The 11,390-nt window shown below is 65.1% G+C and carries 8 protein-coding genes and 3 pseudogenes; 1 reads left to right on the top strand and 10 read right to left on the bottom strand.

Features of this window, described 5'->3' with window-relative positions; translation table 11 throughout:
• The 10 genes and pseudogenes from Q427_RS07310 to Q427_RS07275 all read right to left on the bottom strand — a co-directional run.
• A pseudogene (locus Q427_RS07310) lies at positions 1 to 219 on the bottom strand (C4-dicarboxylate ABC transporter); the annotation flags it as partial.
• 11 nt (positions 220 to 230) lie between these two features.
• On the bottom strand, positions 231 to 854 hold the full coding sequence (locus Q427_RS07305; protein ID WP_231613508.1) for a TRAP transporter small permease subunit: 624 nt from the start codon (positions 852 to 854) through the stop codon (positions 231 to 233).
• An 82-nt stretch (positions 855 to 936) separates the two neighbouring features.
• A complete protein-coding gene (locus tag Q427_RS07300) occupies positions 937 to 2,049 on the bottom strand; it encodes a TRAP transporter substrate-binding protein (protein ID WP_155833477.1) in 1,113 nt (370 codons plus the stop codon).
• Positions 2,050 to 2,347: 298 nt separating this feature from the next.
• Complete coding sequence (locus tag Q427_RS35165) at positions 2,348 to 2,986, bottom strand: sigma 54-interacting transcriptional regulator (protein ID WP_269321203.1); 639 nt, start codon at positions 2,984 to 2,986, stop codon at positions 2,348 to 2,350.
• Positions 2,887 to 3,803: pseudogene (locus Q427_RS07295) on the bottom strand (sigma 54-interacting transcriptional regulator). Before Q427_RS07295 ends, Q427_RS35165 begins: the two are co-directional and overlap by 100 nt.
• A gap of 57 nt (positions 3,804 to 3,860) precedes the next feature.
• The gene (locus Q427_RS07290) at positions 3,861 to 5,930 is read right to left on the bottom strand and encodes a valine--tRNA ligase (RefSeq protein ID WP_081785874.1); all 2,070 of its coding nucleotides are present in this window, start codon (positions 5,928 to 5,930) and stop codon (positions 3,861 to 3,863) included.
• Positions 5,875 to 6,834: a class I tRNA ligase family protein gene (locus Q427_RS35160; RefSeq protein ID WP_081785873.1), complete on the bottom strand. Its 960-nt coding sequence runs from the start codon at positions 6,832 to 6,834 to the stop codon at positions 5,875 to 5,877. Before Q427_RS35160 ends, Q427_RS07290 begins: the two co-directional genes overlap by 56 nt.
• Positions 6,835 to 7,120: 286 nt before the next feature.
• Entirely contained in the window at positions 7,121 to 7,561 is a 441-nt protein-coding gene (locus Q427_RS07285) for a DNA polymerase III subunit chi (protein ID WP_043512438.1), read from the bottom strand.
• 262 nt (positions 7,562 to 7,823) lie between these two features.
• Entirely contained in the window at positions 7,824 to 8,924 is a 1,101-nt protein-coding gene (locus tag Q427_RS07280; protein WP_043512437.1) for a branched-chain amino acid aminotransferase, read from the bottom strand.
• 146 nt (positions 8,925 to 9,070) lie between these two features.
• Positions 9,071 to 10,591 carry a leucyl aminopeptidase gene (locus tag Q427_RS07275; protein ID WP_043512434.1) on the bottom strand — a complete coding sequence of 507 codons (1,521 nt, stop codon included), beginning with the start codon at positions 10,589 to 10,591 and terminating at the stop codon, positions 9,071 to 9,073.
• A gap of 117 nt (positions 10,592 to 10,708) precedes the next feature.
• On the opposite strand from Q427_RS07275, the pseudogene Q427_RS07270 reads away from it, so the two are divergent.
• Positions 10,709 to 11,390, top strand: a pseudogene (locus Q427_RS07270) (LptF/LptG family permease); the annotation flags it as partial.

Here is an 11,390-nt window from a genome sequence, read left to right as displayed (position 1 = left end):
CTCATTGGCGACGATGCCGTAGAGCCGGCGGTCGAGCACGCCGATGGTACCGCCCCAGGAGAACCAGAGATCGGCGCCCATGTGCTCGACCAGCACATGGCCGATGATGGCGAACACAAAACCGATGCCGGCCAACGACCAGGCCACGGGGAAGCCGATCAGCAGCAGCCCCATGAAACCGGCGAACATGCCGATGACGAGTAATTCTTCGAGACCCATAATGATCCCCGTTAGCGAAAGTCGGTCGGGCGACGCAGGTGCAGCTCCCGAGGAAAGTGGAAGAGGTAGGTGCAGCAGCGCAGGGCCCGCGACGAGAGCGCGATGGCGATCAGGGTCATGCCGATGGGCAGCGTGCTCTTGATGATGAAGCGATAGGGCAGCCCGCTGGGTGCCTGGGAGCGCTCACCGCGGTCGAAGGAGCGGTAGGCGTACTCGATGAGGTTGTCGATCATGAAGTAGAGGATCGGCAGCATCAGCAGGACGATGCCGAGCAGTTCGACCCAGGCCTGGAAGCGCAGCGAGAACTTCTCGCGCAGCACGTCCACGCGCACATGGTCATCGGTGACCACGGCATAGGAAAGGGTCAGGATCATGGTGGCGCCGAACAGGTGCCAGGACATCTCTTCCAGGGCAATGGAACCGCGGCCGAGGATGAAGCGGCTGAAGACATTGGTCAGCACGACGGCCAGGGTGGCGATCCACAGCCAGGAGAGCGTCTTGCCGATCACCGCAATGGCGGTGTCGAGCGCATGGCTCAGCCGGTTGGTGGGCAGAGCCTGGGCAGGAGTGCCTCGGGTGCCGGAGCTCCGGGTGCGGAATCGTGAGTACTCATGGATGACTCCGTGGCTAGTCAAGGCAAGCTGGGAAGACAGGGAACGGAGGCCGGCCGCCGCCCGTAGGCGGCGGCCGGCAAACTGCAGGCAGGTACCGGACAGCTTACTGCTGGCCGATCTCTTCCGGCGCGTAGTAGGAACGCGGCAGGTGGCCCTTGACGTGCCAATTGCCGTGAACCTTCATGAAATCCTGCTGACTCTCCAGGACGCGTCCGAACATCTCGTCCTCGGCGGCGATCTCGGCCTGGACCTCGTTGGTCACGCGGCGCAGCTCACCGAGGATTTCGTCGGACAGCACCTGGGCGTTGACGCCTTCTTCTTCGAAGTCACGCAGGGCCTTGGGGTTTTCCATCTCGCTTTCGGAGTAACCAAAGAGCGTGGCGGCACGGCAGCCCATGTCGATGGTAGCGCGGGTTTGTGGCTCCAGCGCATCCCAGCTCTCCTGGTTGATCAGCAGGTGGGCGGTGGTGAAGGTCTGATGCCAGCCCGGCAGTACATAGTTGTTGACGATCTCCTGCATACCGAGGATGCGATCCACGGCTGGAGCGGAGAACTCCATGGCGTCGATGGTGCCACGCTCCATGGCCTGGTAGAGCTCGCCGCCGGGGATCATGGTCACCGAGGCGCCCAGGCGCTCCATGACGCGTCCGCCGATACCGGCGAAGCGAATGCGCAGGCCGTCGATCTGCTCCAGATCCTCAAGCGGTTCCGCGAACCAGCCGGCAGCCTCGGGGCCGATCATGCTGCACAGCAGCGGCTTGACGTTGTACGGCTCGTAGATCTCCTCGAGCAGCTCGGCACCGCCGCCGAAATAGTGCCAGGCCAGATAGGCGGGCGGCTCCATGCCGAAGGGGGCGCCGGCGAACAGCGGCAGCGATGGAATGCTGCCCTGGTCATAGCCGACCCAGGTGAAGCCGGCCGGATAGCGGCCTTCGGAGACGGCATCGAGAATCTCGAACGGCGGGATCAACTCGCCCGGCTCGTAGTAACGCAGATTGATATTGCCGCCGGACACCGCGTCCAGCGTTTCGCTGAGATAGCGCACGGGGGTGCTGAGGCCGACCAGGTGTGACGGGAAGGCGATGGGTACCTGCCAGCGCACACTCTCCTGTGCCTCGGCGGAGTTGGCGCCGGCAGCACCCATCAGCAGTGCGGCAGTGGCGACACCGAGGGTGACCGGGCGGATGCGAGTGGCAAGAGTCGGAATGAACGGCATGAAGGCTCCTTGTACGTTATTTTTCAGTGCAACGACTGTGGAACAACGTTGTTGGTCTGCGATGGTTTTCTTGTCTTTGCCGCAGGCAGGCGGCTTTATGACACCACCCAGGAGCCTGTCCTCGACAGGCTCCTGGAGATGGTGCTTGCCCCATGTTGTTGCATGCTTCATGCCAGTTCTGAAAAGTCTTTAAAAAACAGTGATTTAGCGAGCGTGGAGAGCCGCGGGCATAATGGAATGTCCGGCTATTCGGACAATAGTCGACCTTTGTCGCAGTAAAGTATGTCTGTGAATCCGGTCAACTGTCTGGTTTTTCGGACAGTCTGGAGAGCTTCTCGTAGAGGACCGAGCGCGGGATGCCCAGTAGCCTGGCCGCTCGGGACTTGTTGCCGCGGCATGCATCCAGGGCGTTATGCAGGGCGGTTCGCTCGGCTTCGGCCACCACCTCGGCCAGGGCCCGGATGGGGGCGACTGCCGTGCGGGGCTGCAGGTCACGAGGTTGGTAGGGAAGGGCTGCCAGGAGCTCAGGCACGTCGATCACGCTGCACGCTTCGTTGAGTGCCAGCGTCTGCTCCAGGGTATTGCGCAACTCACGAATATTGCCCGGCCAGTCATGCTGGTGCAGCAACGCCACCGCCTCGGCGGTGATCTCGGCCCGGGACTCGCCGCTTTCCATGGCCAGCTTGCCGAGGATGGTTTCACAGAGGATACCCAGGTCCGCCAGTCGCTCGCGCAGTGGAGGCACGCGAATGCGCAGCACGTTGAGCCGGTAATAGAGGTCGGAGCGGAAGCTGCCTTCGGACACCATGGCCTCCAGGTCACAGCTGGTGGCGGCGATCACGCGCACATCCACCCGCTTGACCTCGTTGGAGCCCAGCGGCTCCACCTCGCCCTCCTGCAGGGCCCGCAGCAGCTTGGCCTGAACGGCCAGCGGCATGTCGCCCACTTCATCGAGGAAGAGGGTGCCCCCATTGGCAAGCTGGAACTTGCCTGGCGGGGACGTCGGTCGGCGCCGGTAAACGCTCCCGGGACGACGCCGAAGAACTCCGCTTCCAGCAGGTTCTCGGGCACGGCCGCCACGTTGACGGCAACGAAGGGCAGGTCGCCGCGGGGCGAGGCGCATGAATGGCCTGGGCCAGCACCTCCTTGCCGGTCCCCGTCTCGCCCAGCAACAGCACCGGCGTGCCGCGTGCGGCGGCCAGCCGGGCTCGACGCTTGACCTCCAGTACGGAGGGGCTGGCGCCGATGAAGTCACCCATGTCGTAGCGAGCGCCACGCTTGGCCAGGGCACGACGAGCCACTGCCAGGTCTTGCTGCAGGCGTCGATACTTGCCGATCAGCGGGGTGAGGGGTTCCAGGTCGTCGAAGACGATGAAGGCCACGGCGCCGCTGACCTCGCCGCTCTCCCGGTCGTGCAGCGGCAGCCGCATCACCACCAGCTGGCGGTCCTCGAATTCCATGATGTCGAGCAGGATAGGGCGGCCGTTACGCACCACTTCATGCATGCGCGTATGGGGAACGACCTCCGCGACCGGTCGACCGATGGCGCTGGCAGGGTCCTCGATGCCCAGCAGCCGACAGTAGCTGTCGTTGATCCAGGTGAGCCGCGCCTCGGCATCCACCGAAATGGCACCGGTACTGGCGTGCTCGAAGAGCGGAAAGAGCGGGCGGATCGCCTCCAGCGTCAGCCCCTCTCCCAGCGAGCCGGGAAAGGGCGCCTTGGCGTCGCTGCCAGATCGGTTGTCCCGAGGCATATCCGCAGACTCCAAAATGGCCGCGCTCCTGGAGCGCGGCGGTTGCGGGCCGCTACATCAGAGCGCGGCGATCTTGTCGCGCTGTTCGACCAGGAGCCGGCGGGCGGTCTGGAAGTCGGCCAGCTTGCCACGCTCCTTGTCGACCACGGCGTCGGGTGCCTTGGCGACGAAGCTCTCGTTGGAAAGCTTCTTCTCGATGCCGCCGATCAGCTTGTCCTGCTTGTCGATCTCACGGGCCAGGCGCGCCAGTTCGGCATCCTTGTCGATCAGGTCGGCCATGGGCACCAACACCTCCATCTCGCCGACGAGCTGTGTGGCCGAGAGCGGCGCCTCATCCGGGTTGTCGAGCCAGGTAATGCTCTCCAGCTTGGCCAGCTTCGCCAGGAACCGGCGGTTGGCCGTAAGGCGTGCCTGGTCGGCAGCGCTGCCCTTGGTCAGCAGCACATCGAGCGGCTTGCCCGGAGCGATGTTCATCTCGGCGCGGATGTTGCGCACCGCCACAATCACGCCCTTGAGCCATTCGATGTCGCGGGTTGCCTGCTCGTCGATCTTCTCCTGCTCGGCCACGGGCCAGGGCTGGTTCATGATCGAGTCACTGCCGTCGCCTGTCGCCTTGCCGGCCAGTGGCGCCACGCGCTGCCAGATCTCCTCGGAGATATAGGGCATCATCGGGTGGGCGAGGCGCAGGATCGCCTCCAGTACGCGAACCAGTGTGCGCCGGGTACCGCGCTTGGCGCTGGCGGCGGCGGACTCGTCCCACAGCACCGGCTTGGAGAGCTCCAGGTACCAGTCGCAGTACTCGTTCCAGACGAAGTCGTAGAGCGCCTGTGAGGCGTGGTCGAAGCGGAACTCCTCCATTGCCTTCGTCACCTGGGTCTCGGTCTGCTGCAGCCGCGAGACGATCCAGCGGTCGGCCAGCGACAGCTCGATATCGCCACCGGCCGCTCCGCAATCCTCGCCTTCGGCGTTCATCAGCACATAGCGCGAGGCGTTCCATAGCTTGTTGCAGAAGTTGCGGTAGCCGTCCAGGCGGCCCATGTCGAACTTGATATCGCGTCCGGTGGTGGCCTGGGAGAGGAAGGTGAAGCGCAGCGCGTCGGTGCCGTGGGGCTCGATGCCCTCGGGGAACTCGGCCCGGGTGGCCTTGGCAATCGCCTTGGCCTTCTGCGGCTGCATCATGTTGCCGGTGCGCTTCTCCACCAGGGTTTCCAGCTCGATACCGTCGATCAGGTCGATGGGGTCGAGCACGTTGCCCTTGGACTTGGACATCTTCTGGCCCTGGCTGTCGCGCACCAGTCCGTGGACGTAGACCTGCTTGAACGGCACCTCGCCGGTGAACTTCAGGGTGAGCATGATCATCCGTGCGACCCAGAAGAAGATGATGTCGAAGCCGGTGACCAGCACGCTGGAGGGATGGAAGGTCGCCAGCTCCGGGGTCTGCTTGGGCCAGCCCAGGGTGCCGAAGGTCCACAGCCCCGAGCTGAACCAGGTGTCGAGCACGTCCTCGTCCTGGGTCAGGCGCGGCAAGCCCAGCTTCTCCATGGTCGTCAGCGCGTCGGCGGTCAACTCGGTAGTGCCGCCGAGCAGCTGGTTGAAGCCACGCAGGCGCATGGCTGTGTCGAAATCGCCCTGCTCATGCTCGATGAAGTGGGCCAGTTCGACCAGGTAGTCGCGGGTGGCCTCCACCTCATTGCGGGCCACGAAGACGTTGCCGTCCACGTCGTACCAGGCGGGGATGCGGTGGCCCCACCACAGTTGGCGCGAGATGCACCAGTCCTGCAGGTCGCGCATCCAGGCGAAGTACATGTTCTCGTAGTTCTTGGGCACGAACTGGATATCGCCCTTCTCCACCGCCTCGATGGCCGGTTTGGCGAGGCTCTCCACAGACACGAACCACTGATCGGTGAGTAGCGGCTCGATGACGTCGCCGGAGCGATCGCCGTAGGGCAGGGTGTTGTTGACCGTCTCGATCTGCTCGAGCAGGCCGGCGGCCTCCATGTCGGCGACGATCCGCTTGCGCGCCTCGAAGCGGTCGAGCCCGGCGTAGGCCTGGGGCAGGCTTGGGTCGATGTCAGGCAGCGGGCGGCCTGGATGTCGAAGCTTCCGCCTGGGGCAGGATCGCGGCATCCTGGGTGAAGACGTTGATCAGCGGCAGGTCCTGGCGGCGGCCCACCTCGTAGTCGTTGAAGTCGTGGGCCGGGGTGATCTTCACGCAGCCCGAGCCCTTCTCCATGTCGGCATGTTCGTCGGCGACGATGGGAATGCGGCGGCCGACCAGGGGCAGCTCGATGAACTTGCCCACCAGCGAGGCGTAGCGGGGGTCCTCGGGATTCACCGCTACCCCGGTGTCGCCCAGCATAGTCTCGGGACGGGTGGTGGCGACGACCAGGTAGCCGAGGCCCGCGTCGGTGGTGACGCCGTCGGCCAGCGGATAGCGGAAGTGCCAGAAGCTGCCTTGCTGATCGCGGTTCTCCACTTCGAGGTCCGAGATCGCCGTGTGCAGGGTCGGGTCCCAGTTGACCAGGCGCTTGCCACGGTAGATCAGGTCCTCTTCATAGAGGCGCACGAAGGTTTCCTGCACCGCCTTGTAGAAGCCATCGTCCATGGTGAAGCGCTCGCGGCTCCAGTCGACGCTGGCGCCCATGCGGCGCAGCTGGCGGGTGATGTGGTCGCCGGACTCGTGCTTCCACTCCCATACCTTGTCGATAAAGGCGTCGCGGCCCAGATCGTGGCGTGTCTTGCCTTCCTCGGCGGCAACCTTGCGCTCCACCAACATTTGTGTCGCGATGCCGGCGTGGTCGGTGCCCACCTGCCACAGGGTATTGTGGCCCTGCATCCGCCGCCAGCGGATCAAGGTGTCCATGATGGTGTCCTGGAAGGCGTGCCCCATGTGCAGGCTGCCGGTGACGTTGGGCGGCGGGATCATGATGGAGTAGGGCTCGCCCTCGCCCGAGGGGGCGAAGCGGCCGTCGGCCTCCCAGCGCTCGTACCAGCGGGATTCGATCTGCTCAGGTTGGTAGGTCTTGTCCATGGGGCGTTCCGGGTCCAGAAATGGTGGCCGCCGGTCGGCTGGGCCGACGGCAGAGACGTCATCGAAGAGAGTGCGAAAAATGGGCTCGATTATAGCGCGATGAGGCACTTGGCGTCAGCCGGGCGCGATAACACTTCAGAGGGGCGCCGGGGGCAGGCCGAAGAGGAGGTCTTTTGCCAGGGAAGGCAAAAGTAGCGCCCAGGGATGGGTTCACAGCGCCTCCTCGCAGGCCTGCCGCCGGATCAGCCCCGGTATAAGCAGCTTCCCGCAACCCTTGGGGCAGGGTTCACCCCTTGAGTTGATGTGCCTTCACCGGGTAGCCGCGCTGCTTGTAGGTCTGCCAGCATTCACGCTTGGCGGTGAGCACCTGCTGATGCTGGTTGATGATCTCGGCGACCCGCTCGAAACGCGAGAACCATTCAGGGATGCCAGGGTCGAGGTTGAGCATCGCCATGGGTACCTCGTGAACCGGCTCGGGGGGATGCTCCCAGCCGATGGTCACCGCCACGCTCTCGGCCATTTCGCTGCCCAACAACGCATGGGGGAGGTAGGCATCGGGGCGGAAGGTCCACAGCCTGTCGTCGAGGTCCCGGGCCATGGCCTCATCCTCGGCGTGCAGGTGCAGGCGATAGCCCTTGCCGGCGATGGTCTCGGCCAGGCGGCAGGCGAAGCCGAGGCGTGCCTCGAGGGTAGTGTCGGGGAGAATGTAAAAGTCTACCTGGGTCATGGGAACTCGCAGACCTGGGTGGCTGAGGGGCTTTCTCGGCGACAGGGTTACGAGGAGGCGCTGTGAACCCATCCCTGGGCGCTACATTCGTCATCCATGGCGAATGACCTCCTCTTCACCCTGTCCCCGACGCCCCTCGTCAAGGGTGCCGGACTCGAATGTCGTTAACGAAGCGTGGATTCCTGTCCTCCTCTTCGGGCTTTTCCCGACCGCCTCGCGAGGCGGTGGCCGGCCCCTGGCGCAGCAAGGAATCCCCGTTTGGTCAGACGAGCTGGGTCAGCCACCCGTGCGTATCTTCCGCGCGACCGTACTGGAGGTCGAGCAGCTTGGTGCGCAGGCGCTTGGCAATGGGGTTGCCGCTGCCGGCAGTCAGCCGGATACGATCCTCTTCGGTGACCAGCTCGCCCACCGGGGTGATCACCGCGGCGGTGCCGCAGGCGAAGACCTCGGTGATCTCGCCGGAAGCGGCGCCCTCGCGCCACTCGTCGATGCTGATCGGGCACTCCTCGGGGGACAGGCCTTCGTCCCGGGCCAGGGTCAGCACCGAGTCGCGGGTCACGCCCTCGAGGATGGTGTCGGTGAGCTTCGGCGTGACCAGGCGGCCGTCGCTGTAGACGAAGAACAGGTTCATGCCACCCAGCTCCTCGATCCACTTGTTCTCCCGTGCATCGAGGAAGGCGACCTGGCCGCAGCCGTGGGTTTCGGCTTCCTTCTGCGCCGCCAGCGAAGCGGCATAGTTGCCACCGCACTTGGCAAAGCCGGTGCCGCCCGGTGCGGCGCGCTTGTAGTGGGAGGAGAGCCAGATCGAGACGGGCTCCACGCCGCCCTTGAAGTAGGCTGCCGCGGGTGAGGCGATGACGTAGTAGTCGACCTCGTGGGCGGGGCGTACCCCAAGGAAGGTTTCACTGGCGATCATGAAGGGGCGCAGGTAGAGGCTCGATTCGTCGGCCTCGCTGGAGGGGGTCGGTACCCAACCCTGGTCCTGGGCCAGCAGTGCCTTGAGCGAGCCGACGAAATCCTCGTCGGAAAGCTCCGGCAAAGCCAGGCGACGGGCACTGCGACGAAAACGCTCGGCATTCTTTTCCGGGCGGAAGGTCCAGATCGAGCCGTCGGCGTGACGGTACGCCTTGATGCCCTCGAAGATCTCCTGGCCGTAGTGCAGCACGGCCGCCGCGGGGTCCAGCGTCAGCGGGCCGTAGGGACGGACTTCGCGGCCGTGCCAGCCAGCGTCCCGCGTCCAGCGTACATGTGCCATGTGATCGGTGAAGTAGCGACCGAAGCCGGGGTTCTTGAGGATATCCTCACGGATCGGTGTCGCCGTGGGGGTGGCGTTGGGTCGTAGGTCAAAGCTTGCAGTGGGCACGGCAAAGGGTCTCCGCAGTCCCTGGGATGGCCTTCGGCCGCTGCCAGGGGGCGATACAGGAACATCGAGCCGGTGTGCGCCGGCTCGATGGGTTGTCTAATGGTTCAGATGTAAAGGTTGCCGAGCGCGATGGCAACCCTCTTGACTCAATTGTCGCCTATCTCGACGCGGGCATCCGCTTCCCGGTCCAGCAGGTACTGGGTCAACAGACCCACCGGGCGACCGCTGGCCCCCTTCTGCTTGCCCGAGGTCCAGGCGGTGCCTGCGATGTCCAGGTGCGCCCAGGGGAACTTGTCGGCGAAGCGCGAGAGGAAGCAGGCGGCAGTGATGGTGCCGGCCGGGCGGCCACCGATATTGGCCAGATCGGCGAAGTTGGAATCGAGCTGCTCCAGGTACTCCTCCCACAGCGGCATGTGCCAGGCACGGTCCCAGGCGGCCTCGCCGGCGTCCAGCAGGTCCAGCGCCAGGTCGTCGTCGTTGGAGAGCAGGCCTGTGGCGTGGTGGCCCAGGGCGATGATGGCCGCCCCGGTGAGGGTGGCGATGTCGACCACACTGGCCGGCTCGAAGCGCTCGGCGTAGGTGAGGGCATCGCACAGTACCAGGCGGCCCTCGGCGTCGGTGTTGAGCACCTCGACCGTCAGCCCCTTGAGGGTCTTGATGATATCGCCGGGCTTGGTGGCACGGCCATCGGGCATGTTCTCGGCGGCGGCGACGATGAAGACCAGGTTGAGTTTGGGCTTGATCGCCAGGACCGCCTTGGCGGTGCCGAACACGCTGGCCGCGCCGCACATGTCGAACTTCATCTCGTCCATGGACTCGCCGGGCTTGAGCGATATGCCACCGGTATCGAAGGTGATCCCCTTGCCCACCAGCACGTGGGGGGCTTCATCGGGATTCGCGGCGCCCTGGTATTTCATCACGATCAGTCGCGTAGGTTCTTCACTGCCGCGGCCAACGGAGAGGAGGCTGTTGGCGCCCAGCGCTTCCAATGCCGCTTCGTCGAGGATCTCGACCGAGAGCGCACCGCCGGAGTTCTTGCCCATCGACTCGGCTTGCTTGGCCAGGTAGCTCGGCGTGCAGACGTTGCCCGGCAGGTTGCCCAGGGTGCGGGTGAGGGCAACGCCCTGGCCGACGGCGTCACCGATACGGGCGCCTTCCCGGGCCGCAGCAGCGTTGCCACCTTCGCTGACCAGAAGCGTGATACGGTTCAGCCTGGGTACCGGTGTCGGCTCCGACTTGAACTCGTTGAAGCGGTAGACGGCACGGTGAGCGGATTCGGCCACCATGCGCGCCTTCCAGTCGCAGGCACGGTCGGGCACCGGGACGTCGGTGAAGGCCACCGCCACATCCTCCACCGGCAGGCCGGCCAGGGCGGTGAAGGCAGCGTCCAGCGCCTTGATGAATGCCCGCTCGTGGCACTTGTTGCGCTCGCCCAGACCCACCAGCATCAGGCGGTCGGCGCCCAGGCCTGGGGCAAATGGCACCAGCTGGACGCTGCCCGGCTTGGCATCGAAGTCTCCGCGCTCGATCAGCTGCCCGATCAACCGCTCGCTGGCATCGTCGAGCTTGGCGGCGGTGGGCAGCAGGTCGCCGTCCTTGAACACCGGTACCACGAGGCAGGCCGTTTCGGCCTTGGCGGGATTAGCCGTCTGAACTGGGAATTCCATTGTGACTCCACAAGACAAGCGAAGGGGGATTCTGGATAATGCCGGCACGGCTCCAGGCCATTGCCGAGTCACCCCAGTGTACTCAAGGCATGGCGCCATTGCATGGAAGACGGCTGCATGATCATTTTTCGTTACCTGACCCGCGAGATTCTGCTGACGATGGCCGCGGTTGCCGGTGTCCTTCTGCTGGTCATCATGGGTAGCCGCTTCATCCGCTATTTTGCCGATGCGGCGGAGGGAGACATTCCCGCCAGCATTCTCGGCAACCTCATGCTGTTCCATCTGCCGGGTTTTCTCGAGCTGATCCTGCCGCTGGCGTTCTTTCTCGGCATACTGCTCGCTTATGGGCAGCTCTACCTGAACAGCGAGATCACCGTGCTGGTCGCCTGCGGTACCAGCCCCGCGCGGCTGCTGCAGGTCAGCCTGGTACCGGCGACCCTGGTCGCGGTGCTGGTGGGACTGTGTAGCCTGTGGCTGACCCCCGCCGGCGCGCTGCACAATGCCGTGATGCTCGAAGACCAGCGCAGCAGGCTGGACTTTACCGCCCTGGCACCGGGTCGCTTCCAGGACTTCGGCGGCGGACGTACCGCCTATACCGAGTCCTTCAGCGACGATGGCAGTCGCATGCAGGAGGTCTTTATCAGCGAGAGCCAGCGCAGGCGAGACGGCACGCCCGAGCGTGCCGTGACACGGGCGGCAAGCGGCTACCAGACCGTGGACGAGGAGACCGGCAGCCGCTTCCTGGTGCCTGGCCGACGGCGAGCGCTACAGCGTCGACCCGGGGCGGTTCGAGGCCGAG

The organism is Halomonas sp. BC04, assembly GCF_000568385.1.
Note: the sequence above shows the minus strand (reverse complement) of the source record. Positions and strands in the feature narration are given on the sequence as shown.